Annotated in this window: 18 protein-coding genes; 11 read left to right on the forward strand and 7 right to left on the reverse strand. The window is 64.8% G+C overall.

What is annotated here, in order from left to right:
* Positions 1 to 44: 44 nt before the first annotated feature.
* Entirely contained in the window at positions 45 to 1622 is a 1578-nt protein-coding gene (locus KHP60_RS08790; protein ID WP_213563527.1) for a glucan biosynthesis protein, read from the reverse strand.
* Positions 1623 to 1792: 170 nt separating this feature from the next.
* On the opposite strand from KHP60_RS08790, the gene KHP60_RS08795 reads away from it, so the two are divergent.
* The 3 genes from KHP60_RS08795 (at position 1793) to KHP60_RS08805 (ending at position 5499) form a co-directional block, all read left to right on the forward strand.
* Entirely contained in the window at positions 1793 to 2746 is a 954-nt protein-coding gene (locus tag KHP60_RS08795) for a TAXI family TRAP transporter solute-binding subunit (RefSeq protein WP_409366268.1), read from the forward strand.
* 93 nt (positions 2747 to 2839) lie between these two features.
* Positions 2840 to 5131: a TRAP transporter permease gene (locus tag KHP60_RS08800; protein WP_213563529.1), complete on the forward strand. Its 2292-nt coding sequence runs from the start codon at positions 2840 to 2842 to the stop codon at positions 5129 to 5131.
* The gene (locus KHP60_RS08805) at positions 5131 to 5499 is read left to right on the forward strand and encodes a DUF1850 domain-containing protein (RefSeq protein ID WP_213563530.1); all 369 of its coding nucleotides are present in this window, start codon (positions 5131 to 5133) and stop codon (positions 5497 to 5499) included. Before KHP60_RS08800 ends, KHP60_RS08805 begins: the two co-directional genes overlap by 1 nt.
* On the opposite strand, the gene KHP60_RS08810 is transcribed toward KHP60_RS08805, so the two are convergent.
* Complete coding sequence (locus KHP60_RS08810; protein ID WP_213563614.1) at positions 5496 to 5693, reverse strand: hypothetical protein; 198 nt, start codon at positions 5691 to 5693, stop codon at positions 5496 to 5498. The genes KHP60_RS08805 and KHP60_RS08810 overlap by 4 nt on opposite strands.
* 251 nt (positions 5694 to 5944) lie before the next feature.
* On the opposite strand from KHP60_RS08810, the gene KHP60_RS08815 reads away from it, so the two are divergent.
* Together KHP60_RS08815 and KHP60_RS08820 are read left to right on the forward strand one after the other, a co-directional pair.
* The gene (locus KHP60_RS08815; RefSeq protein WP_213563531.1) at positions 5945 to 7540 is read left to right on the forward strand and encodes a gamma-glutamyltransferase family protein; all 1596 of its coding nucleotides are present in this window, start codon (positions 5945 to 5947) and stop codon (positions 7538 to 7540) included.
* A gap of 40 nt (positions 7541 to 7580) precedes the next feature.
* Complete coding sequence (locus KHP60_RS08820; protein ID WP_213563532.1) at positions 7581 to 8213, forward strand: LysE family translocator; 633 nt, start codon at positions 7581 to 7583, stop codon at positions 8211 to 8213.
* A 6-nt stretch (positions 8214 to 8219) separates the two neighbouring features.
* Here KHP60_RS08820 and KHP60_RS08825 read toward each other — a convergent pair whose 3' ends face one another.
* Together KHP60_RS08825 and KHP60_RS08830 are read right to left on the reverse strand one after the other, a co-directional pair.
* Positions 8220 to 9236 carry a nickel/cobalt transporter gene (locus KHP60_RS08825; RefSeq protein WP_213563533.1) on the reverse strand — a complete coding sequence of 339 codons (1017 nt, stop codon included), beginning with the start codon at positions 9234 to 9236 and terminating at the stop codon, positions 8220 to 8222.
* Positions 9227 to 9868, reverse strand: coding sequence for a DUF1007 family protein (locus tag KHP60_RS08830; RefSeq protein ID WP_213563534.1), 642 nt, complete (start codon positions 9866 to 9868; stop codon positions 9227 to 9229). Before KHP60_RS08830 ends, KHP60_RS08825 begins: the two co-directional genes overlap by 10 nt.
* A gap of 212 nt (positions 9869 to 10080) precedes the next feature.
* On the opposite strand from KHP60_RS08830, the gene KHP60_RS08835 reads away from it, so the two are divergent.
* On the forward strand, positions 10081 to 13581 hold the full coding sequence (locus KHP60_RS08835) for an indolepyruvate ferredoxin oxidoreductase family protein (RefSeq protein ID WP_213563535.1): 3501 nt from the start codon (positions 10081 to 10083) through the stop codon (positions 13579 to 13581).
* 123 nt (positions 13582 to 13704) lie between these two features.
* Here KHP60_RS08835 and KHP60_RS08840 read toward each other — a convergent pair whose 3' ends face one another.
* Entirely contained in the window at positions 13705 to 14910 is a 1206-nt protein-coding gene (locus tag KHP60_RS08840; protein ID WP_249688639.1) for an amino acid aminotransferase, read from the reverse strand.
* Positions 14911 to 15013: 103 nt separating this feature from the next.
* Positions 15014 to 15721 carry a uracil-DNA glycosylase gene (ung, locus tag KHP60_RS08845; protein ID WP_213563536.1) on the reverse strand — a complete coding sequence of 236 codons (708 nt, stop codon included), beginning with the start codon at positions 15719 to 15721 and terminating at the stop codon, positions 15014 to 15016.
* A 199-nt stretch (positions 15722 to 15920) separates the two neighbouring features.
* Here ung and KHP60_RS08850 point away from each other — a divergent pair, with 199 nt between their 5' ends.
* The 5 genes from KHP60_RS08850 to KHP60_RS08870 all read left to right on the forward strand — a co-directional run bounded on the left by KHP60_RS08850 (position 15921) and on the right by KHP60_RS08870 (position 22780).
* On the forward strand, positions 15921 to 17432 hold the full coding sequence (locus tag KHP60_RS08850) for a bifunctional UDP-sugar hydrolase/5'-nucleotidase (RefSeq protein WP_249688640.1): 1512 nt from the start codon (positions 15921 to 15923) through the stop codon (positions 17430 to 17432).
* 245 nt (positions 17433 to 17677) lie between these two features.
* Complete coding sequence (locus tag KHP60_RS08855) at positions 17678 to 19885, forward strand: sensor histidine kinase (RefSeq protein WP_213563537.1); 2208 nt, start codon at positions 17678 to 17680, stop codon at positions 19883 to 19885.
* 141 nt (positions 19886 to 20026) lie between these two features.
* Positions 20027 to 21088, forward strand: coding sequence for a ferrochelatase (gene hemH / locus KHP60_RS08860; protein WP_213563538.1), 1062 nt, complete (start codon positions 20027 to 20029; stop codon positions 21086 to 21088).
* Positions 21089 to 21347: 259 nt separating this feature from the next.
* The gene (locus KHP60_RS08865; RefSeq protein ID WP_213563539.1) at positions 21348 to 22334 is read left to right on the forward strand and encodes an SPFH domain-containing protein; all 987 of its coding nucleotides are present in this window, start codon (positions 21348 to 21350) and stop codon (positions 22332 to 22334) included.
* A complete protein-coding gene (locus tag KHP60_RS08870; protein WP_213563540.1) occupies positions 22331 to 22780 on the forward strand; it encodes an NfeD family protein in 450 nt (149 codons plus the stop codon). Before KHP60_RS08865 ends, KHP60_RS08870 begins: the two co-directional genes overlap by 4 nt.
* A 60-nt stretch (positions 22781 to 22840) precedes the next feature.
* Here KHP60_RS08870 and KHP60_RS08875 read toward each other — a convergent pair whose 3' ends face one another.
* Positions 22841 to 23836 (reverse strand): SIS domain-containing protein, encoded by a 996-nt coding sequence (locus KHP60_RS08875; RefSeq protein WP_213563541.1) that lies wholly within the window; start codon positions 23834 to 23836, stop codon positions 22841 to 22843.
* Between the last annotated feature and the right edge of the window lie 8 nt (positions 23837 to 23844).

A 23844-nucleotide genomic window follows, 5' to 3' on the forward strand; every position in this document is an offset into this window, starting at 1 on the left:
TATTTTATACGCTCCCTCAAGCTTATGGTTTATTTGAGGATATCTCAGAACGTCGGGTGGTATTGGTAGAGCCAGGTTTCGCTCAGGACCTCATCCTCGTTGCGCAGGTAGCAGCGCATCTCCACCGGCTCGGTTCCGGTCGCGGTGAGGTCGAACTGTGTGCGCCAATGGCCTGGCACGTTGTTGGGCACGGCCTCGGTGAGGATGTTCGAGAACTCGCCCCGGGAGGCGGTGAGAACGGGCTTGGGAATCACGCCGCTCGGCAGCTTGGTCAGGGGCTGGCCGATGAACTCCACCATGAACTTGCGCACGCCCTTGGGCCGGATGGTGCCGGCCTGTCCGCCATTGCCGAGACGGGTGGCGACGACCCGGGCGAGCGGTGTCGGATACGGCTCCTCGGCGGCCCAATGCATGCGGTAGCGCAGCTCGAGGGCTTGGCCTGCGCGTGCCGGCTCCGCCGGTACCCACATGGCGACGACGTTGTCGTGGATCTCGTCGTCGGTCGGGATCTCGACGAGCTGAATGGAGCCTCGGCCCCAGGTGCCCTGCGGCTCGATCCAGAGAGACGGGCGGCGATCGTAATAGACGCCGTCGAGGTAGTGGTCGAAATTCCGGTCGCGCTGGAGCAGACCGAATCCCTTCGGGTTGTCATCCGTAAAGGCCGACGTAATGATGCGCGGCGGGTTGTTGAGCGGGCGCCAGATTCGCTCGCCGGTGCCGGTCCACATGGCAAGTCCATCCGAGTCATGGATCTCGGGGCGCCAGTCGATGGCGGTGGCCTTCGATTTTTCCGAATACCAGTACATGGACGTCAGGGGCGCGAGGCCGAGGCGGCTCACGTCCTGGCGCATGTAGACGGCGCTGTCGATGTCCATGATGACGGCGGCCGCTCGCTGCATGACGAAGCGATAGGCGCCGGCGACGCTCGGGCCGTCGAGCAGGGCATAGACCGTGACCGTGTCGGAGCCCGGCTGCGGCGTCTCGAAATAGACATGGGTGAAGTCGGGAAACTCCTCGTTCTTCCCAAAAACGGCCACGTCCACGGCGAGACCGCGGGCGGAGAGGCCGTACTGGAAGAGCTCGCCGATGGCGCGGAAATAGGACGCGCCCAGGAAGGCGACCCAATCGTTCTTGCGCCAGTCCAGCTTGCCCGTGCGGGCCTCCTGGAAGCGGAAGCCGGCAAAGCCCGAATTGTCCGGCAGCTTCCGGGCCGGGGAATCCGCCGGCATGTCGAAATAGTCGCTGTCGTAGATGATCTCCCGGGCCTGCCCGCCCTCGACCACGTGCATGCGCACCGGTTTCTGGAAGAAGCGGCCCATGTGGAAGAACGTGACGGGGAACTCGCTCGGGCCGTTGGCCCAGAGCGCCAGGTCGGTCTTGAAGCGGATCTTGCCATGGGCGTCATAGTCGATCTGGTACAGCACCTCGGGCGAGGGACTCTGCGGCGCCACATAGGGCGAGCGCGCCATGTCCTGCGCCCGCTTCTTCAGATCGACGAACGAGAACGGGGCGGGGGCTCCCATTTTCAGGCCTTGCTGCGCCAGGGCTTGTCCGGAAAAACCTTGCGCGGCAAGGGCGGCCGTGGCGGTTGCGGTTTGGAGGAAGCGGCGGCGATTGATCATGGATGAGCGCATGGGTCTGTGGAAAGGACGCACCCCTACCGACCAAGGTGGCAGGATTAAGTCCCTCTTAGCCTCTTGAGAAATCCTCGTCAGCCGTCAAAGTAGGCCCACACACAGGCAGGGCACCAGCCGTGCCAAAATTTAGGGAGTACGCCATGTATCGAAAAGTCATGCGCCGCGTCATGGGCGCCGCGGCCGCCATTGCCCTTGCGGGAGCAAGCGTTCCGGCCCAGGCTCAGGATTTCATCAACGTCCTGACCGGCGGCACCTCCGGCGTCTATTACCCGATGGGCGTCGCGCTCTCCAAGATCTTCTCGGACAAGGTGCAGGGATCCCGCCCTTCGGTCCAGGCCACGAAGGCCTCTGTGGAAAACCTCACCCTCCTGCAGCAGGGCAAGGGCGAGATCGGCTTCACCCTCGGCGACAGCCTCGCCATGGGCTGGGCGGGCGACGAGGAGGCCGGCTTCAGGAGCAAGCTCGACAAGCTGCGCGGCATGACCGCCATCTATCCCAACTACATCCAGATCGTGGCGACGCAGGAATCCGGCATCAAGTCGCTCGCGGATCTCAAGGGCAAGCGCCTCTCCGTCGGCGCACCGAAATCCGGCACTGAGCTCAACGCCCGGGCGATCCTCCAGGGCGCAGGCCTCTCTTACAAGGATCTCGGCAAGGTCGAATACCTGCCCTTCGGCGAGTCGGTCGAGCTCATGAAGAACCGCCAGCTCGACGCCACCCTGCAATCGGCGGGCCTCGGCGTCTCCTCGATCCGCGATCTCGCCACCTCGGTGCCGATCGTCGTGGTGGAAATCCCCGCCAGCGTCGTGGACAAGGTCGGAACGCCCTATGTGAAGGCCACGATCCCGGCCAACACCTATGGGGGCCAGACTGCCCCCGTGCAGACGGCCGCTGTCGTGAACTATCTCGTCACCCATTCCGGCGTGAAGGATGAGACCGTCTACCAGATGACCAAGGCAATTTACGAAAGCCTGCCGGATCTCGCCGCGGCCCATGCCGCCGCCAAGGACATTAAACTCGAGAGCGCGCTCTCCGGCATGCCTGTCCCGATGCATCCGGGCGCCCAGCGCTACTTCGACGAGAAGGGCGTGAAGAAGCAGGGCTCCTAAACCCTTCGGACCATTTACAATCAGGCCGGGGCAGGTGAACTGCTCCGGCTTTTTCATGAGAATGAAGCCCAATCATCGAGGAGACGCCGCGCCATGAGCCAGGGTGTGAACAATTCCGAACTCGCCCAGATGGAAGCGCCGTCCGAATCCGTGAACCCGGAACACGGCCTGCCGGAGAGCTTCGGCGAGGGTATCCTCGGCCGGCTCCTGTTCTGGATCGCCGTCTCGTTCTCCACGTTCCAGATCATCACGTCCTTCGGAATTCCCCTCGATCGGCCCTTCATCGCGGGCGTGAGCCTCACGCATCTTCTCGTCGTCGCCCTGGTCGCCTGGGCGGCCTGGCTGATCGGGCTCGCGGTGCGCGGCCGCGGCATCGTTGACGGCGTTCTCGCCTGGATCGCCATCGCCGGCGCGTTCGGGCTCGTCCTCTGGTTCGGCGGCAGCATGCCGAGTCAGGTCGTGCGCACCATCCATGTGGGCTTCCTGTGCCTCGTGGCCGCAGCCATGGTCGCCAACCACCGCTCCGGCTCGTCGTCCCTGCGCGCCGTCGGCTGGATCGTCGGCGTCGCAAGCTTTCTGGTGGGGCTGTACCATTGGGCGCTCTACGAGGAGCTGGTCGTTCGTGCCGGCGAGCTCACGACGCTCGATCTCGTCGTCGGCATCGCCGCACTCGCCATCCTGATCTATCTCGTCTGGCGCGTGATGGGACCGGCCCTTCCCATCGTGGCCGGCCTTTTCCTGGCCTATTGCCTGTTCGGCAATTACCTGCCGGCCCCTCTCGATCACCGCGGTTACTCGCTCGAACAGGTGATCGAGCACATGTCGTTCGGAACCGAAGGCATCTACGGCACGCCAACCCTGGTCTCGGCGACCTACATCTTCCTGTTCATCCTGTTCGGTGCCTTCATGGAGAAGGCCGGCGTCATCGACTTCTTCAACGACATCTCGATGGCGGTCTTCGGCGACAAGCAGGGCGGTCCCGGCAAGGTCTGCGTGGCCTCCTCCGCGCTCATGGGAACCGTTTCGGGCTCGGGGGTCGCCAATGTGGTGGCTTCAGGCCAGTTCACGATTCCGCTCATGAAGCGCTTCGGCTTCACCTCCGCCTTCGCCGGCGGCGTCGAGGCGACATCATCGATGGGCGGTCAGATCATGCCGCCGGTCATGGGGGCCGTGGCCTTCATCATGGCCGAGACCATCGACGTGCCGTATTCGAAAATCGTCGAGGCCGCGATCATTCCGGCCGTTCTATACTTCGCGGCCTGCTATCTGGCGGTGCATCTGGAAGCCGGCAAGCGCAACCTGCGCGGCCTGCCGAAGAACGAATTGCCGAATGCCTGGACCGAGATGAAGACGAAGTGGTTCCTCCTCGCGCCGCTCGGCGTGCTGGTCTACCTGCTCTTTGCTGGGTACACGCCGCTCTTTGCCGGCGCCGTGGGCCTGTCGCTCACCGTGGCCCTGATCCTCGGCACGGCGATTGCCGCGGGACTGACCGTTCCGGCTCTGCGCATCGCGTTCTGGGTCGGCCTGGCGCTGGTGGCTGCCTATTCGCTCGCCTCGACCGTGACGCTCGTCGTTCTCGTCGTCGCAGCTTTGTCCCTCTGGAACGCCTTCTCGGGTCGCGGACGCACGACGCTTCAGGCCTGCGTCGACGCCATGGCGGACGGCGCGCGACAGGCGCTACCCGTCGGCCTCGCCTGCGCGGTGGTCGGCATCGTGATCGGCACCATGACGCTGACGGGACTCGGCACCATCGTCGGCACCTGGATGATCTCCATCGGCAAGGAGAACATCTTCGCGGCCCTCGTGCTCACCATGATCTTCAGCCTGATCCTCGGCATGGGCATTCCGACCATCCCGAACTATATCATCACCTCGTCGCTGGCGGCACCGATCCTGCTGCAGCTCGACGTGCCGCTCATCGTCTCGCACATGTTCGTGTTCTATTTCGGCATCATGGCGGACCTGACGCCGCCGGTGGCGCTCGCAGCCTTTGCGGCCGCCCCCATGGCGAAGGAATCGGGCCTCAAGATCGGCATCCAGGCGGTCAGGATCGCGCTGCCGGGCTTCGTCATCCCCTACATGGCCGTCTATGACCCCACCCTGATGCTGCAGCCGGTGCCGGGGCTTGAGGGAGCGGGCTATTGGCTCGCCGTGGTCTACATCGTCATCAAGGCCTCGCTCGCCATGGTGCTCTGGGGCGTGGCCTCCGTCGGCTATTTCCTGAAACCCCTGACGTGGTGGGAACGGCTTTGGGCGGCTGTGGCGGCGGCCTTCCTGGTGGCGGCGGTGCCGCTCACGGACGAGATCGGCTTCGTGCTGTCGGCCGCTTTCGTGGGCTTCCATATCTGGCATTCCCGCCGGGTTCCCACGCCCGCCGTCAGTTGATGATCTGCCTTCTGGCCGGTTCGACGATTGCGCCCCTCATGGCGGGCGCCATCACCCTCGCCTGGACGCATTCCGTCGAAAAGATCGTCTGGGAGGAGGATTGGCGCTCAGGTCCGGCGGGGCTCGAGCTCGTCGAGGCGCGGGTGCGTGGGTCAGGGGCCGGCATGGACCCGCCGCCGGATGCCCGATTCGCCAGGGGTGCCTGGTCGTGGAAGCCGAACCTGCCGCCCCAAGCGGAGGTGATCATGCGGCGCTCGGGCGCGACGGCGGATTGGCGGATCTGCATCTCGGATCAATGCCGTCCGATGGAGGCCTATGTGCCGCCTGCGGCCGATCCGATCGTGATGAAGGCGTGCGAAGGCTCCTAGGCGCGCCCGGTCAGCGGCTCGACGGAGACGCAGCGGCGCCAGAGGTTCACGAGGATGTAGAGAGCGAACAGGCTGAACAGGCCCATGAGGGCGTATCCGAAGTAATCGCCGAGCTCGAGCAGGCCCGCGATGGCCCAGCCGGCGGCGATTGCGACGCCGAAGACTTCCGCACCGACCAGAACCATGATGCTCATGATGGTGATCACATTGCGCCAGTTGGTGCTTTTCGCCTGAGCCACTTTTGCCTAACTCCGTTTAAAGCATCGGTCCCGGAAGGGGATTTGCACTTTCGGTATCAATCCGATGCTCATTCTTGACCGGTGCATCATTCGGCGCGGAACCAGAGGTCCGTACGATGCGCTTGCAAAGGGGACTACCCTAAACGCCCCCTCCGGTGCAAGTTCTCCCCGAATCTCATTCTGTCGCGCCTCACATCCAAGAGACCATGTCCGAAACCCCTGTCTTCTCGACCGCCGCCGTTGCGGCTCCTCACAGGCTTGCCGCCGAGGCTGGCCAGACCATTCTTGCCGCAGGCGGGAACGCGGTCGAAGCAATGGTCGCCATGGCGGCGGCGATTGCCGTGGTCTACCCGCACATGAACGGGGTCGGGGGCGACGGCTTCTGGCTCGTGCGCGAGCAGAGAGGCCGCATCCATGCCCTCGACGCCTCGGGGCCGGCAGGCTCGCTTGCGACGATCGAGCGCTACCGGGACAAAGACTATGACGCCATCCCGCCGCGCGGGCCGGATGCGGCGCTTACCGTGGCCGGGGCTGTCGGCGGATGGGCCCTGGCGCTGGAGCTGGCCAGGGCGCTCGGCGGGCAGTTGCCTCTCGACCTTCTGCTGGGAGATGCGATCCGCTTTGCCCGCAACGGCTATGCCATCGGTGCGGCCGAGGGGCGGAACGCTCAGCTGGAGCAGGACGCCCTGTTCTCGGCGCCGGGATTCGCCGAAGCCTTCCTCGTCGACGGCAAGCTGCCGGAAGCGGGCACCACGCGGCGCAATCTCAAGCTCGCCGACACGCTCGAGCAGCTTGCCCACGCGGGACTGACCGATTTCTATCGCGGAGATGTCGGACGCGAGATCGCCGCCGATCTGGAGCGCATCGGCAGCCCGATCACGCGCAAGGATCTGGAGACCTACCGCGCCCGGGTCGTTCAGCCCCTGTCGGTCCGGCTGAAGCGCTCGACCGTCTACAACCTGCCGCCGCCGAGCCAGGGCCTGGCCTCGCTCCTGATCCTCGGGATGTTCGAGCGGCTGAATGTCAGGCACGGCGAGACGCCGGAGCACCACCATGGGCTGATCGAGGCCGCCAAGCGAGCCTTCGCCATCCGCGACCGGGTGGTGACCGATCCCCGAGAGCTCACCCGCAATCCGGACGATTGGCTCGAACCGGCCGTCCTGGAGCGGGAGGCCGGTCTCATCGAGGCCCGCCGCGCCGCACCGTTTCCGCCGCGCTCTTCCGAGGGCGATACGATCTGGATGGGGTGCATCGACAAGGGCGGGCTGGCGGTGTCCTACATCCAGTCCGTCTACTGGGCCTTCGGCTCCGGCTGCGTGCTGCCGGCGACCGGCATCCACTGGCACAACCGGGGCCTGGGCTTCTCCCTCGACCCGAAGAGCCGCAACCCGCTGGAGCCGGGCCGCAAGCCCTTCCACACCCTCAATCCGGGGCTCGCCGTGTTCAACGACGGGCGCGTGCTCTCCTATGGCACCATGGGCGGCGAGGGGCAGCCGCAGATCCTCGGCCAGATCTTCACCCGCTATGCCGATTTCGGCATGGGCCTCGCGGATGCCGTGGATGCCCCGCGCTGGCTGTTCGGCAAGAGCTGGGGGGCGCCCTCCGCAACCTTGAAGGTGGAGGATCGCTTCGATCCGGCCTTGCTCCGCACTCTGTCGGGCTTCGGCCATCCGATTCAGGAGCTGGGCAGGCCCTATGCCGATGCTCTCGGCCATGCCGGCATGCTGGTGAAGCACCCGCGCAACGGGCGCGTCGAGGCCGTGCACGATCCGCGCTCGGATGGCGGGTCGTCGGGACTCTAGGCGCGAAATCCGATACAAGGGCGGTGAAGGAATTTTTCTCATGCCCGAAACCGCAAGCCTCGTCGCCTTCGCCCTGGTCGCGCTCGGAATGGTGCTGACGCCCGGACCCAACATGATCTACCTGGTGTCCCGATCTATCTCTCAAGGGCGCGGGGCCGGTTTTATCTCGCTTGCCGGCGTGGCTCTCGGTTTCATCGTCTATATGCTCTGTGCGGCTTTCGGCATCACGGCGCTCGTGCTGGCCGTGCCCTATGCGTATGACGCGCTGCGCTTCGGCGGAGCGGCCTATCTTCTCTATCTGGCGTGGCAGGCGGTCAGGCCCGGCGGACGCTCACCCTTTCACGTCGAGGGCCTTCCGAAGGACAGCCCGCGCAAGCTGTTCGTGATGGGCCTGCTCACGAACCTGCTGAACCCGAAGATCGCCGTGATGTACCTGTCGCTCCTGCCTCAGTTCATCAGTCCGGAACAGGGCAGCGTGCTGATGCAGTCCATCGTTCTCGGCTTCACCCAGATCGCCATCAGCGTCAGCGTGAATTCCGTCATCACCGTCATGGCCGGATCGATTGCCGTGTTCCTGGCAACCCGCCCCCGCTGGATGGTGATGCAACGCTGGCTGATGGGCACTGTGTTGGGCGGCCTTGCCGTGAGAATGGCGTTCGAATCGCGGCGATAATCTCTGTTAGCCGCCCGCCCAGAGGCCGTAGAGGAGGCTTGCTCCCAGCACCAGGACGAAGGCAGCCGCCAGAAGTTCGAGGCCCGCAATGGCGATGGCCCCTGAGGTCCCGCGTCCGCCGGCGACCCTTAAAGCCATGGCCTTGAAGAAGACCGCGAGCGCCGCGATGGCGCCGGTGGTGAGTGCCGTGCCGAGCGCCATGGCGAAAGTCGCCGCGATGCCGGCCGCGAAGAGCCCCTGCGACAGGGCGAAGACCAGGACGATGAGGGCTCCCGCGCAGGGGCGGATTCCGGCCGCAATGGCCACACCCGTCATGTCGCGCCAGCGGGTCAGGCGGCTGAGCTCTTCGGGCGGGGGCATGTGGACGTGGTCGCAATTCTCCTCGACGGACGCGTAGGGATTGCGCGCCATCGCCATGACTCCGAGAACCTTGCCGGCCTTGCGCCAGGTGATAACGGCGCCGAGGAGGGCCACGGCGATGAAGCTCGCCAACTCCACGTTCAGGGCAAGCTTGTTCATGGTGGAGGCGGTGGCGCGCAGCATCAGGCTAACGATGGCGACGATCCCGATGGCGACCAGCGCCTGCACGAGGGCCGCCGCCAAGCTCAAGGCAAAGCCTTTGCGCAAAGCCTTCTCGTCGGCCACGAGATAGGCGGAGATCACACCCTTGCCGTGGCCGGGCCCTGCTGCATGAAAGACGCCATAGGCAAAGCCGACGAGCAGCAGGGAGAACAGGGCGGAGCCATCCTCCTTCATCTCGCGTACGCCGGCCTGCAGGCTCCCGTAGAAGCCAGACTGCACGGACAGGATCCAGGCCCCGAGGCTTCCCGAGGGCGTTGCCTCGCGCAGGCCCATACCGAACGGATTGCGCGGCGGCGGCTTGCTCAACGGTCCGAGCCAGAGCCCGATCAGTCCCATGGCCAGAGCAATGATCGCGATGGCGGCCAGCATGAGGCCGAGCCGCCGCCACAGCACCGGCCGGCCGGTGCCTGGAAGGGCAGTGGCGTCCGACGTCAGGGACATGCGATGATGGCCCTGTTAGCATATTCAATGCCGATATCCTGCGTCTGGATGGCACCTTCGTCCTGCAGGATCTGCTGCATGGTGGCGTCGAGGGGCTTGGCCTTCGCGATGCTTGTCACGCAGCCTTGGGGCGCATTGGCGAGGGACACGGCTGCCTGGCCCTCCGACAGGCTGAAATAGACGAAGAAGGTCGGGTCCTCGATCTCGATGGACACGGCCCCCGAGGGCACCGCCGGCACCTTGAGTGGCAGGAAGAATGACATGGAAACCTGAGTCTTCTCCATGCTCATCCGGGCCTCGCGCGGCGCGTCGAAGCTCTGTGGCTTGCCGCGGGCCTTCAGCACCGTGAAGTAATCGAACTCGTTGAGGGAGGCGGCATTCTCGGTGGCGAGATCCTGGAGCTCTTCAGGGGTCAGCTTGCCGTCACCGTTCTTGTCGAGGCCCTGGGTGACATAAGCCGTATAGGCCTCATCGAAGGTCCAGTGGTGCCGGACACCCGTCACTTTCCCATCGGGTGCGAAGACGACCTCGGCCTTGGCGGTGACCCAGACATGGGGATGCGCCAGGGCAGGCGAGGCCAAGCCTATGCCTAAGGCCGTCAAGGCAGATTTCAGACCGAGATGGCGTGTCATGCGTTGACCCTGGGAAAGCGAAGCTTCCGGCGTAAAGCCGTGCATTGAGAGCGATATGAGCGTTTCATGGTTAACAGAGGCGAAACGAAGGCGCTTGATCGATCAGCTTGATTGACGGGTTCCCCGAGTTATGTCAGCATTACTGACATATTTTACGACAATAAGACCGGAACACCGGCAGCGGGGCAGAGGCCCCAGGAGGAAATCGGATAATGGCCGACGGTCATGGTGCACTCCGTAACATAACGCTCGACGACAAATACGATCTCTCCAAGGATCACGTCTTCATCACCGGCACGCAGGCCGTCATCCGCATGCTGCTGATGCAGCGCGAGCGGGATCGGCTCGCCGGCCTCAGCACGGCCGGTTTCGTCTCCGGCTATCGCGGCTCTCCCATCGGCGGTCTCGACCAGAATCTCTGGCGCGCCCGGAAATGGCTGGAAGCCTCCAACATCGTGTTCCAGCCCGGCCTCAACGAGGAACTCGCCGCCACGGCGATCTGGGGCTCGCAGCAGGCTGAGGTTCGCGGCGACGGCAAGTATGACGGCGTGTTCGGCCTCTGGTACGGCAAGGGCCCCGGCGTCGACCGCTCGGGCGACGTGTTCCGCCACGCCAACATGGCAGGCTCCTCGAAGCACGGCGGCGTGCTGGCGCTGATGGGTGACGATCACACGGCGGAATCCTCCACCGTCGCCCACCAGTCTGAATTCCACTTCGTCGACGTGATGATGCCGATCCTGAACCCGGCGGGCGTTCAGGAGATCTTGGATTACGGTCTCTATGGCTATGCCATGAGCCGCTTCTGCGGCACCTGGGTCGCTTTCAAATGCGTGAAGGACAACATCGAGTCGACCGCTTCCGTCGACGCGTCGCTGGACCGCGTGAAGATCGTCTTGCCCGATGATTTCACGATGCCGCCGGGCGGCCTCAACATCCGCAACCGCGACGGCGTTCTCGATCAGGAGGCGCGGCTTCAGGATTTCAAGCGCGACGCCATGCTGGCCTTCGTGCGCGCCAACAATCTCAACCGCATCGTTCTCTCCGGCGGCCGCAATCCGAAGATCGGCATCATCACCGTCGGCAAGTCCTATCTGGACGTGCGTCAGGCCCTCGACGAGCTCGGCCTCGACGAGGTGAAGGCGAACGACATGGGTCTGCGGCTCTACAAGGTCGCGTGCCCCTGGCCGCTCTCACAACGTGAGTTGGTGGACTTCGCGCGAGGCTTGGACAAGGTCATCGTGGTCGAGGAGAAGCGCTCTCTCATCGAGGTGCAGCTGCGCGAAGAGCTCTACGGCACCGCCAACCAGCCGCTCTGCATCGGCAAGAAGGACGAGGAGGGCCGCTGGCTCTTCCCCGTGAAGGGCGCGCTCGATCCTAACGACATCGCCATCGCCATCGGCGAGCGGCTGCTCTCCTATCACAACAACGACGACCTGCGCGGCCGCGTGGCGCGGCTTCGCCATGCGCAGGAGGTGCTGGCCACGACGGGCGACGTGGCAACCCGCGTGCCGCATTTCTGCTCCGGCTGTCCGCACAATTCCTCGACGAAGGTGCCGGAAGGCATGCGCGCCTATGCGGGCATCGGCTGCCATTACATGGTGCAGTGGATGGACCGCTCCACCGAGGGTTTCACGCAGATGGGCGGCGAGGGGGCGAACTGGATCGGCGAGGCGCCGTTCTCCAGACGCGGCCACGTGTTCCAGAATCTCGGCGACGGCACCTACAACCATTCGGGTGTCCTGGCCCTGCGCTGGGCGATCCATACCAAGACCAATGTCACCTACAAGATCCTCTTCAACGACGCGGTCGCCATGACCGGCGGGCAGAAGCACGAGGGCGGGCTCACCGTCGACATGATCGCCCGTCAGGTGCGCGAAGAGGGCGTCGAGCGCATCGCGCTGGTCACCGACGAGCCGCACAAATACCCCAGGGAGATTCGCTGGCCGGCAGGCATGACGATCCACCACCGCAGCGAGCTCGATGCCGTGCAGCGCCAGCTGGCGGAAGTTCCCGGCGTGACGGTGATGATCTACGATCAGACCTGCGCGTCCGAGAAGCGCCGCCGCCGCAAGCGGGGCGAGTTCCCGGATCCGGACAAGCGCGTCATCATCAACGATCTCGTCTGCGAGGCCTGCGGCGATTGCTCGGTGCAATCGAACTGCGTGGCCGTGCAGCCGGTGGAGACCGAGTTCGGCCGCAAGCGCCAGATCGATCAGTCGAACTGCAACAAGGACTTCTCCTGTGTCCAGGGCTTCTGCCCGTCCTTCGTGACGGTGCACGGGGCCAAGATCAAGAAGGCCGTCCCTGAGACCATCTCGACGGAAGGCGTGAGTCTCAAGCCGTTGCCCGATCCGGCAATTCCCGCCATCGACCGCACCTTCAACGTGATCGTGACAGGTATCGGCGGCACGGGCGTCGTGACCATCGGGGCGATCCTCGGCATGGCGGCCCATCTCGAAGGCAAGGGCCTGGGCATGATCGACATGGCCGGCCTCGCCCAGAAGGGCGGCGCGGTCTACAGCCATGTACGGCTTGCCAACAGCCAGGACGATATCCATGCCATCCGCGTGAGCGCGGAATCGGCCCATCTCGTGCTCGGCTGCGATCTCGTGGTGACGGGTACGAAGAAGGTGCTGGCCTCCGTGAAGGAGGGGCAGACGGCGCTCGTGGTCAACACGGCGGAGGTGATGCCGGGCGAGTTCACCCGCAATGCCGATTTCTCCCTGCCGACCGAACGTCTCAAGCGCGCGATCAAGTCGGCTGCGGGTGCAGACGGCGTGTCCTTCGTCGATGCGACGGCGATTGCCACCGCACTTCTCGGCAATGCGATTGCGGCCAACATGTTCATGCTGGGCTATGCCTACCAGACCGGCCGCGTGCCGCTCTCGGGTGCTGCCATCGAGAAGGCGATCCAGCTCAACGGCGAGGCGGTGAAGATGAACCTCTCAGCCTTCGCCTGGGGCCGCCGGGCGGCCGCAGAGCCGGAGCTGATCGCCGCCATGATGAGCGAGCTCAAGGCGCCGACGGAATCGCGCAAGCTGTCGGAGACGCTCGATGAGGTGGTCGAGCGGCGCATGGCGTTCCTGTCCGAGTACCAGAGCAGGCGCTATGCCCGGCGCTACGGCAGCCTCGTCGAGCGCGTGCGCGCGGCAGAGGACAAGGCCGCTTCCGGCTCGACCGCGCTCACTGATGCGGTGGCGCGCTCGCTCTTCAAGCTCATGGCCTACAAGGACGAGTACGAGGTCGCGCGCCTCTACACGAACGGTCATTTCGAACGCCAAGTCGCCTCCGCCTTCGAGGGTGAGAACCTGACTTACGAGTTCCACATGGCGCCGCCGATCCTGGCGAAGAAAGATCCGGTCACGGGCCTTCCGCGCAAGACGAGCTTCGGGCCCTGGATGCTCAAAGTCATGGGCGTTCTGGCGAAGTTCAAGGCGCTGCGCGGCACGCCGCTCGATGTCTTCGGCTACACTCACGAGCGCCGCACCGAACGCCAGCTCGTCCGCGAGTTCGAAGGGGTGATCGAGGAGATCGTGGCGAGGCTCAATGCGGACAACCATGCGATGGCCGTCGGTCTTGCCGGCATCCCGCAGAAGATCCGCGGCTTCGGCCACGTGAAGGAGCGGAATCTGAAGGCGGCAAAAGCGGAGGAGGCCGATCTCCTGGCCAAGTTCCGCGCCAAGCCCCGGCCGCTGCCGATCGCAGCGGAGTGACGGCTGAAACGCTTCTCGTCATGGCCGGGCTCGTCCCGGCCATCCCGATGCTGTGAGGTGCTGCGCTTTTCTTATCGGGATCACCGGCACAAGGCCGGTGATGACGTGGAGTCGAGAGGCTCGTCAGCCCCGTGCCTGTGTCGCCTCGACAAAGCTCTTCGCGACCTTCGGCACGTTCGCCTCGTTGAGCCCCGCTACGCACATGCGGCCTGATCCCACGAGGTAGACGCCATCGCGCTCGCGCATGACGTCGACCTGCTGCGCGCTCAGCCCCGTGTAGCTGAACATGCCGCGCTGATTGAGCAGGAATCCCACATCGACCTCGTTCGACAGGGCGCGGATCTGCTCGGCGAGCAGCTTGCGCATGGAATCCATGCGTGTGCGCATGGTCTCGACCTCGCCGACCCATTGCGCGCGCAGATCGTCGTTTCCGAGCACGGTGGCCACGAGAAGTCCACCGGTCATCGGAGGACTCGAATAGCTGCGGCGCACGGCCAGCTTCAATTGCCCGAGCACGCGCTCGGCCTCGTCCGCATCGCGGCAGACGACGCTCAGGCCGCCGCAGCGCTCGCCGTAGAGCGAGAAATTCTTCGAGAACGAATTGACCACGAGGCAGCTGGCACGTTCCGCATAGCGGCGTACGAAGGCGGCATCCTCGTCGAGGCTGGTGCCGAAGCCCTGATAGGCCATGTCGAACACGACGATGTGGCGCTTGGCAATAAGCATGTCGGTGACGGCGGCCTGCTGGCGCTCGTCGAGATCGATGCCGGTCGGGTTGTGGCAGACGGGCTGGAGCACGACGATGGAGCCGTTCTCCGCCGCCTCGAGCGCCTTGACCATGCCGTCGAAATCCACCGACCGGTTGGTGCGATTCCAATAGGGATAGGTCGTGGTCTCGAAGCCCGCCCGCTGGAACAGCCCGTGATGGTTCTCCCAGGTCGGATCGCTGACGAGAACGGTCCGGCCGGGGCAGTGCTTGGCCAGGAAGTCGGCCGCGATGCCCACTGCACCCGTGCCGCCGAGGGTCTGGATCGTGGCAACGCGCTTTTCGGCCAACGCCGGATGCTTGTCGCCGAAGACGAGCTTCTGCACGCCTTCGCGGTAGAGCGCGTGGCCTTCCATGGGCAGATAGGGCCGTTCCGCGAAACCGCTCCGCTCGTAGGCGGCCATCACCGCGCCGAGCACCGGGATGCGGCCCTTCTCGTCCGTATAGACGCCGATGCTGAGATTGACCTTCTCGGACCTGGGATCGGCCTTGAAGCTGTCGTTGAGGGAGAGGATAGGGTCGCCGGCGAACGCCTCGACCTGTCCGAACAGGGGTTCCGTCATGCTGATCTCCAAGACCGTCGCGGCAGCCGGTTCGCAGCTGCATCGTTCATGCCGCGAGACCTAGCCCCTCCGATGCCCTCTCGGCAAGGTTCTTCATGGAAACTCAGGGTTCCAATCGCCAGTCCACCGGCTCCAGCCCCTTTTCGGCCAGCCAAGCATTGGCGCGGCTGAAGGGGCGGGTTCCCCTAAAGTCGTTGAGCCGGTTGAGCGGGGAGGGATGGCCCGCCTCGATCACGAGGTGCTTCGTCCGGTCCACCAGCGCCGCCCGCTTGCGGGCCGGACCGCCCCAGAGCAGAAAAACCACGGCGGGCTGCTGCGCCGAGATGGCCGCAATGGCCTGATCGACCAGGGCCGACCAGCCGAACTTCATATGCGCTCCCGATTGTCCGGCTTCGACCGTGAGCGAGGTGTTGATGAGCAGCACGCCCTGTTTCGCCCATTTCGACAGATCGCCCGATTTCGGCATCGGCACGCTCAGATCCTCCGCCATCTCGGCCAGGATCGTGCGCAGCGAGGCCGGCAGCCGCCGGGCGCCGCGATAGGAGAAGGCAAGACCATGGGAATCGCCCGGGGTCGGATAGGGATCCTGGCCGAGGACCACCACCTTGACCGTGTCGAGAGGCGTCAGGGAAATGCTGGTGAACACGGCCTCGGGCGGAGGGAGGACTTGCGCCCCCGAGGCAACGACCGCATCGACCTTGGCGGCCACGGCCTCGGCGCTTCCATCCTGGAAAAAAGGCAGCCTCAGCCACCCGGCGGCCTGAGGCTTGGCACGGAATTCGGCGAGGGCTTGGCTGATGGGTCCGGTCATTGGAAAGACGCGTCTTTCTGTTGGCACAGGCTCTGTTGCTGCGCCGGCAAGAGGGGGCGGCGGTCACTGATGAAAAGGACATCAGAACTGCTGCGGATCTGGGCTCAGTGGCCGTCGACAGGATGTTACTTCTGTGACACGTTGCCGGTCTAGGTTCCATGGACTCTACCCATGGTTCCAACCTGCTACGAGGACTTTCATGATGTTTCAGAGCCGCCCTTCCGCTGCGTTTCGCGCCGGGTTTCTCGGATTGTCCATGCTTCTGTCGGGCACCGCCCTGGCGCAGGAGGCCGTGACCATCCGCTTCGTCCAAACCAACGACATCGACCGCATGAGCGCCGAAAAGGGTCGCGGCGGCTTCGCCAGGCTGGCCACCGTCATCAAGGAGGAGAAGGCGAAGGGCAATGCCTTCTTTATCCATGCCGGCGACACCATCTCGCCCTCCCTCCTGTCGGGCTTCGACAAGGGTGCCCACATCATCGACATCCTGAACCGCATGGGCGTCGATGCCATGGCGCCCGGCAACCACGAATTCGATCTCGGCGACGCCGCCTTCCGCGCCCGCATGGCCGAGGCCAAGTTCGACGTGCTCGCCACCAATATCGTCGACGGGAACGGCCTGCCGGCCAACACGAAGCCCGACAAGATGGTCGAGGTACAGGGCGTGAAGATCGGCTTCTTCGGCCTCACGACCGAGGACACCCCGATCGCATCAAGCCCCGGAACCATCAAGTTCTCCTCCACCATCGACACGGCGCGTGCCAAGGCCAAGGAGCTGCGCGAGAAGGGCGCCGACATCGTCGTCGCCGTCGCCCATACGCCGCTCGAAGTCGACATGATCATCGCCCGCTCGGCCGGTGTGGACCTGATCATCGGCGGCCATGACGAGCATCTGCTGGCCTTCTACGACGGCAAGGTCGCCCTGACGGAATCGGAGTCCCAGGGCAACTACGTTGTCGTGACGGAACTCGCCGTGACGAAGGCGACGAAGGACGGCAAGACCACCGTCGCATGGACACCGAGCTTCCGCCTCGTCGACAGCGCCACCGTCAAGCCCGATCCGGAGATCGAGGCCGTGGTGAAGGGCTACGAGGACAAGCTCTCCAAGGAGCTGGACGTGGAAATCGGCGTGACGGAGACGCCCCTCGACAGCCGCCGCGCCACCGTGCGCGGAGGCGAGGCCGCCATGGGCAACCTCGTGGCCGATGCGCTGAGAGCCTCGGTCGGCGCCGACGTAGCCATCACCAATGGCGGCGGTCTGCGTGCCGACAAGCAGTACGAGGCCGGTCAGAAGCTGACCCGCCGCAACATCCTGGCCGAAATGCCCTTCGGCAACACCACCGTGCTGCTCGAGGTCACCGGCGCCCAGATCAAGGCTGCGCTCGAGAACGGCGTCAGTCAGGTTCGCGAGCTCGGCGGCCGCTTCCCGCAGGTCTCCGGCATCGTGGCGGAGATCGATGTGAAGGAGCCGGTCGGCAGCCGCGTGAAGTCGGTCAAGATCAACGGCCAGCCGCTCGATCCGGCCAAGACCTACAAGCTTGCCACCAACGACTTCATGGCCCGCGGCGGCGACGGGTACCGCGTCTTCACCGAGGCCAAGTCGCTCGTCGACGTATCCGCCAGTCAGCTCATGGCGACCCAGGTCATCGACTACATCGCCAAGGCCGGCAAGGTGGCGCCGAAGGTCGAGGGCCGCGTCGTCCTGCGCTGACCCGACCGACACCTTCTCTTCTTTCTCTCTTCTTTGCGCCGGGGCTCTCACGAGCTCCGGCGTTTTTCATAGAGCGATGTTGCGGACGTGACGTTCGGGCGCACTTTTTTACCCATCCGCAACGCGATAGTTCGCCTGCCTCTGGTGAATAGGGCATCGAGGCGTAAATTCCCTCTCCATCAAAGGCGCTTGCTGTGCCATTCTGACCGCGCAACGGCGAATCTCCCACTCAAAAGCGATCTCCCTTGCAGTATTATACGCGACCTGAATCGATCAGCCTGTCACAGAAGCGGCGTCGCCGTTCCCTCGCGCGCGGCCGGCTGACCCTGTTCATGGGCCTGTTCGGCGTGGCGTTCATTCTTCTGACCTTCGGCTACATTGCCTGGGAGCAGCGCAACCGCCTGATCCAGCGCAATGAGGATGACCTGAGAAATGCGGCCTTCTTCCTGGCCGATCATACGGCCAGGCTTCTGGAGGTCACCGACCTGACCTTGAAACAGGCCGCTGCCCTGATGCAGGGGCAGAGCTGGGACCAGATCGAAGCCTCCAAGCCCCTCTGGCAGCAGCTTCATGCCACCCAGGAGGCGCTGCCTTTCATCGAGGATGTCTGGCTCAACGATCAGAGCGGACGTCTGCGCCTCACATCGGAACGGTTCCCAACACCGTCATCGAACGTTTCCGGGCGTGATGCCTTCAGCGCTCACGTGACGGGAGACCACGGACTGTTTGTCGGCGAGCCGATCCTCGGGCAGGTGACAAAGACCCCGACCTTCATGATCAGCCGTCGCCTCAAGGATGGAGGCGCGGAATTCGGCGGCATCGCAGCGGTCACCGTCTCCCTGTCCTATTTCTACGATTACTGGTCGAAGATTCGACTGCCGAAAGGCAGCCGGGTCGCTCTCATGCGCGCGCCCGATGCAACGGTCATCGCGCAATATCCCCCACCGCCCGATCACCTCTCCTTCGCACCCATCGACAAGTCGGCTTTCGACACGGCGCTCGGCTCAGCCTCGCGGTCCGGCCTCTACTCCTTCATCAGCACGGGTCAGGAGCGGGTCGGAGCCTATCGTCAGGTCGGCGCGATGCCGCTCTATATCAGCGTCAGCATGCCGGAAGATGCCTATTGGACGCCCTGGTACGTCCAGACGCGGCTCTATGGCGCCTTCGCCCTGATAGCTCTCCTGGCCCTGCTCGCGCTGACGGCGCTGGCCTCCGATCAGTTCCACGAACAGGCTGCCAATGCGGCCCTGCTTGAGCGGCAGGTGGCGCTGCGGACGAGCGAGCTGCGCACGGAGACCGCAGCGCTGGAAATTCTCAACCGCACGGGCAGCGTCCTTGCGGCCGAGCTCGACCTCGACCGCATCATCGAGAGCGTTGTCGACGCCGGGATCGAGCTGACGGAAGCGCAGTTCGGAGCCTTCTTCTGCGGCGCATCCCAGGGCGGGAAAGAGCATTACGGGAAATTCGAGCCCGCAACTCTCGGCGACAGTTTCGCCGCCCTGGATGTCCGGGACATCTGCGCCCCGGCTTTTCAGGAAGGCAAGACGGTCCGCCTGGACAATATTGCCGTCGAGCAGGGACACGACGGGACGCCCTTTACGCTGGATTCCACGTCGGACACGCCCGTGATCCGCAGCATCCTGGCCGTTCCCGTGCTCCTGCGGACCGGAGAGACACACGGCATCCTCGTTTTCGGGCACGAAAGGGCGGGAATGTTCAACCGACGCTCCGAGCGCCTGCTGGCGGGCCTGACGGCCCAGGCGGCCATCACGCTCGAGAACAGCCGCCTCTACAGCAATGCACAGAGCGAGATCGAGGAGCGCAAGCAGGCCCAGACCCGCCAATCCCTGCTGATCCGCGAATTGCACCACCGGGTGAAGAATACGCTGGCCACCGTCCAGGCGGTGGTGGGCGCGACGGCGCGCTCTGCGCTCAGCATCGACGATTTCTATCAGGCGTTCGTCGGGCGCATCATCTCGCTCGCCAACACGCATTCCCTGCTGACCGAGGCCGTGTGGCAGACCGCATCCCTGCGCGAGATCCTGGAAAAGGAACTGCGGCCCTACAATGATGCCAGGGGGGAGAGGATCATTCTCAACGGTCCAGCCGTGGACCTGCCCTCCGAAGCGGCCGTGCCCATCGGCATGGCGATCCACGAATTGACGACCAATGCCGCCAAATACGGTGCCCTCTCAATCCCTGGCGGCAAGGTCGCCATATCCTGGGAGGCCGAGCCGGCAGATGACGGAACGCGGTTGAAGCTGACCTGGGAGGAGCGGGCAGGGCCCGCCGTCTCTGCTCCCACACGCCAGGGTTTCGGCTCGCGCCTGCTCCACCGGGTGCTGGCCACCCAGCTCAACGCCAAAGTCGACACCGACTTCCATCCGACGGGATTGCGCGTTGCCATCGATGCCGTGCTCAAGCAGGCGCGCTTCCCGGAGATGGGCGTCTGACCCGCTTTCGCGCAAGACCGGTCATAGGCAGTCCCGACGATGCGGTGAGGCGTCCTGTTGGCGGAACCGCCTGAAAATCCTATCTAGGGCGGCATGAAGAGCGGGATTCGGTCCCCGAATCCTGCGGCCAAGGGGCTTTTGATGAATGAGAGTGTGAGTCTGACCGATCTTCGCCAGGGCGTGCGCCCGGTGGACCATCCGGCTGTTCGAACCGGGCGGATCGGTGTGCTTCTTCTGAACCTGGGGACGCCCGAGGGCACCAGCTACTGGCCCATGCGCGCCTATCTGAAGGAGTTCCTCTCCGACCGGCGCGTGATCGAGACGCCGCGCCTCCTCTGGTGGCCGATCCTCAACCTGATCATTCTGACCAAGCGCCCCGGCCCCAAGGGCCGCGACTATGCCTCGATCTGGAACAACGAACGCAACGAGGGTCCGCTCAAGACCATCACCCGCAACCAGGCCGAGAAGGTGACCGAGCACCTGAAGGCCATTGCCGGTGACAGGATCACGGTCGATTGGGCCATGCGTTACGGCAAGCCGGAGGTGCGCGAGCGCATCCAGGCACTCCTTGATCAGGGCTGCGACCGCATTCTGCTGGTGCCGCTCTATCCGCAATATGCGGCCGCGACCTCGGCGACCGCCTGCGATCAGGCCTTCCGGGCGCTGATGGACATGCGCTGGCAGCCTACGGTTCGGGTCTCGCCGCCCTATCACGATGATCCCGTCTACATCGACTCCGTTGTCTCCTTGATGAAGAAGGAACTGGCGAAGCTCACCTTCGAGCCGGAGGTGATCCTCGTCTCCTTCCATGGCGTGCCGAAGGAGTATCTGCTGAAGGGCGATCCCTATCACTGCCAATGCGTGAAGACCTGGCGCCTGATGCGGGAAGCCTTCGGCTGGTCGCCGGACAGGTTCCGCATGAGCTTCCAATCCCGCTTCGGCACGGCGGAATGGCTTCAGCCCTATACGGACAAGACCGTCGAGGCTTTGGCCAGGAGCGGCGTGAAGCGCATGGCCATCGTCGCCCCCGGGTTCTCGGCCGACTGCCTGGAAACCCTGGAAGAGCTCAACGGCGAGAACCGCGAGATCTTCATGCACAATGGCGGCGAGGAATTCGCCTATCTGCCCTGCCTCAACGACAGCGATGACGGCATGCGGGTCATCAACCATGTCGTGGAGCGCGAGCTCCAGGGCTGGATCTGATCAGCTGAAGAGGCCCATGCCGTTGTCGCGGATTGGCTGGACGTTTGCCTCCCTCGCCTCACCGGCCTTGTGCCGGTGATCCCGATACGAAAGGCGTGGTGCCTCACAGGATCGGGATGGCCGGGACAGGCCCGGCCATGACGCCGGAAGGTGTGAGCCCTTGAAGGTACATTCAGTCAGGGCGTACGCCAGCGCTCTAGGACTCTAGCCCTGTTTGCGTTAGCGTGAGCCCTCTGCAACGAGGTTGCCTGGGGGGCTCATGCTGCTGAGTGGTTTCGATATCTTCGTCATCGTGCTGGTGCTCGTCGTGGTGGTGACGATCGCCATGGGCATCAGGACGGTTCCGCAAGGCTATGCCTATACGGTGGAGCGTTTCGGGCGCTATTCGCGCACGCTCACCCCGGGCCTGGGCCTGATCGTGCCCTATATCGATCAGGTGGGCAAAAAGGTGAATGTCATGGAGCAGGTGCTCGACATTCCGAGCCAGGAGGCCTTCACCCGTGACAACGCGGGCGTCACCATCGACGCGGCCGCCTTCTACCAGATTCTCGATCCAGCCCGTGCTTCCTATGAAGTCTCGGATATGAACCAAGCCCTGCTGGTTCTGACCATGACCAATATCCGAACGGTCGTGGGCTCCATGGATCTCGACCAACTCCTCTCCCACCGGGACGAGATCAACGAGCGGCTCCTGCGGGTCATGGACGCCGCCGCCTCGCCCTGGGGCGCCAAGGTCACGCGTGTCGAGATCAAGGATATTCTTCCGCCGCAGGATCTCGCCGGCGCGATGGCACGGCAGATGAAGGCCGAACGCGAGAAACGCGCCGCAGTGCTGGAGGCAGAAGGGCTGCGCCAGGCGGAGATCCTGCGCGCCGAGGGGCAGAAACAGTCGCAGATTCTCGCCGCCGAGGGTCGGAAGGAGGCGGCATTCCGCGACGCGGAAGCCCGTGAGCGTCAGGCGGAAGCCGAGGCGAAGGCCACGGGCATGGTCAGCGAGGCCATCACGAAGGGCGATCTCGCCGCGGCCAACTTCATCGTGGCGGAGAAATACATCGACGCCATCCGGGCGCTCGCGTCGGCGCCGAACCAGAAGGTGGTGATCGTGCCCATCGAGGTGGCAGGGCTTGCCGGAACGCTGGGCGGTATCGCCGAACTCACCAAATCCGTGTTCGGCGAGGGCGGGGCAGGTCTCAACAAGCCCGCCCGCAGCGTTCCTACGGTGCCCGGAGGAGTCGAGCGTTCATGATCGGCGATGCGTTCATCGGTCTTGGAGCCTGGGCCTGGATCATCCTCGGCGTCATCCTGATCGGCGTCGAGCTCGTCGCACCGGGCGCGTTCTTCGTGTGGCTCGGCTTGGCGGCGATCGCCACGGGATTGCTGGACGCGGCTCTAGGCCTGTCCTGGCAGGCGGCGGCACTCCTCTTTGCGCTTCTCTCCGTCGGGGCGGTCATCCTGGGACGCTTCATCACCCGGTCGAAAACGCAGCCCGATGCCGAGGCCACGCCGCTCAATCAGCGCGGCCAATCCCTTGTCGGGCGGGTCTTCACCCTCGAGGCGCCGATCAAAGACGGCGAGGGCCGCATCCGGGTCGACGACAGCTCCTGGCGGGTGACCGGCGCCGACCGGTTTGCCGGTGCCAAGGTGCGCGTGGTGCGGATCGAGGGCTCGACGCTCGTGGTCGACGATCCGTAAGCATTTTCAGGCGAAGTGGACGCCGGTTCGCCGCCTCGGAAATGCGATGCCCAGGAATCTCTACGCCGCTCCGGCGCGCAGCAGGTCGAGGTAGTGCACGAGGCCGATGGGCCGGTTGTTCTCGACCACGATCAGGGCCGTGATCCGGGAAGCCTCTTCCATCTCCAGGGCAGTCGCCACCAGGGCATCCGGCGCGATGGTGCGCGGCGTCTTGGTCATGATCGCTGCCACCGGCAGGCTCATGAGATCAGGCTTCAGGTTCCGGCGCAGGTCGCCGTCGGTGACGATGCCCGCCAGCGTGCCGTCATTGTTCACCACGATCACGGCGCCGAAGCCCTTGCGGCCGATCTCGCCGATCGCCTCGTCCATGCGGGCTTCGATCCCCACGACAGGCAGACGCTCGTCCTTGTGCATGATGTCGCGCACCAGCTTGAGGCGGGCACCGAGCTTGCCGCCCGGATGGAACACTTTGAAGTGCTCCGCCGTAAAGCCGCGCTTTTCCAGCAGGGCGACCGCCAGGGCGTCACCGAGCGCGAGCTGGATCGTGGTCGAGGTGGTCGGTGCGAGACCGTTGGGGCAGGCTTCCTTGGCCTTCGGCAGGGTCAGGCAGATGTCGGCCGCGCGGCCGAGGGTCGATTCCGCATTCGAGGTAAGCGCGACCAAAGGCACCCGGAAGCGTCGGGAATAGCCGATGATGTCGGCGAGTTCCGCGGTCTCTCCCGACCAGGACAGCGCGATGATCACGTCGTCCGTCTGGATCATGCCCAGGTCGCCGTGGCTCGCCTCGGCCGGGTGAACATAATGGGCGGGGGTGCCGGTCGAGGCGAAGGTGGCGGTGATCTTGCGTCCCACGTGGCCGGACTTGCCCATGCCGGTGACGATGACGCGGCCCTTGGCCGCCGCGAGGGTTTCGACCGCAGCCGTGAAGACCGGGCCGAGGCCGTCGCCGATGGCGTCCATCAGGATCGTCAGGCCGTCCCGCTCGGTTTCAAGCGTGCGCAGGGCCGAGGCAATGGCCGGATCGGGCGAATGGGGGGCTGTTTTTGCAAGTGCCATGGCCGCCC

It is taken from the genome of Microvirga sp. 3-52, assembly GCF_018383585.1.
Classification (GTDB): domain Bacteria; phylum Pseudomonadota; class Alphaproteobacteria; order Rhizobiales; family Beijerinckiaceae; genus Microvirga.

What these genes read in the sequence shown, in the direction of transcription:
- KHP60_RS08790 (WP_213563527.1), bottom strand. Translation starts at nt 1,622, where the DNA reads ATGATCAATCGCCGCCGCTTCCTCCAAACCGCAACCGCCACGGCCGCC.
- KHP60_RS08795 (WP_409366268.1), top strand. Translation starts at nt 1,793, where the DNA reads ATGCGCCGCGTCATGGGCGCCGCGGCCGCCATTGCCCTTGCGGGAGCA.
- KHP60_RS08800 (WP_213563529.1), top strand. Translation starts at nt 2,840, where the DNA reads ATGAGCCAGGGTGTGAACAATTCCGAACTCGCCCAGATGGAAGCGCCG.
- KHP60_RS08805 (WP_213563530.1), top strand. Translation starts at nt 5,131, where the DNA reads ATGATCTGCCTTCTGGCCGGTTCGACGATTGCGCCCCTCATGGCGGGC.
- KHP60_RS08810 (WP_213563614.1), bottom strand. Translation starts at nt 5,693, where the DNA reads ATGAGCATCATGGTTCTGGTCGGTGCGGAAGTCTTCGGCGTCGCAATC.
- KHP60_RS08815 (WP_213563531.1), top strand. Translation starts at nt 5,945, where the DNA reads ATGTCCGAAACCCCTGTCTTCTCGACCGCCGCCGTTGCGGCTCCTCAC.
- KHP60_RS08820 (WP_213563532.1), top strand. Translation starts at nt 7,581, where the DNA reads ATGCCCGAAACCGCAAGCCTCGTCGCCTTCGCCCTGGTCGCGCTCGGA.
- KHP60_RS08825 (WP_213563533.1), bottom strand. Translation starts at nt 9,236, where the DNA reads ATGTCCCTGACGTCGGACGCCACTGCCCTTCCAGGCACCGGCCGGCCG.
- KHP60_RS08830 (WP_213563534.1), bottom strand. Translation starts at nt 9,868, where the DNA reads ATGACACGCCATCTCGGTCTGAAATCTGCCTTGACGGCCTTAGGCATA.
- KHP60_RS08835 (WP_213563535.1), top strand. Translation starts at nt 10,081, where the DNA reads ATGGCCGACGGTCATGGTGCACTCCGTAACATAACGCTCGACGACAAA.
- KHP60_RS08840 (WP_249688639.1), bottom strand. Translation starts at nt 14,910, where the DNA reads ATGACGGAACCCCTGTTCGGACAGGTCGAGGCGTTCGCCGGCGACCCT.
- ung (WP_213563536.1), bottom strand. Translation starts at nt 15,721, where the DNA reads ATGACCGGACCCATCAGCCAAGCCCTCGCCGAATTCCGTGCCAAGCCT.
- KHP60_RS08850 (WP_249688640.1), top strand. Translation starts at nt 15,921, where the DNA reads ATGATGTTTCAGAGCCGCCCTTCCGCTGCGTTTCGCGCCGGGTTTCTC.
- hemH (WP_213563538.1), top strand. Translation starts at nt 20,027, where the DNA reads ATGAATGAGAGTGTGAGTCTGACCGATCTTCGCCAGGGCGTGCGCCCG.
- KHP60_RS08865 (WP_213563539.1), top strand. Translation starts at nt 21,348, where the DNA reads ATGCTGCTGAGTGGTTTCGATATCTTCGTCATCGTGCTGGTGCTCGTC.
- KHP60_RS08870 (WP_213563540.1), top strand. Translation starts at nt 22,331, where the DNA reads ATGATCGGCGATGCGTTCATCGGTCTTGGAGCCTGGGCCTGGATCATC.
- KHP60_RS08875 (WP_213563541.1), bottom strand. Translation starts at nt 23,836, where the DNA reads ATGGCACTTGCAAAAACAGCCCCCCATTCGCCCGATCCGGCCATTGCC.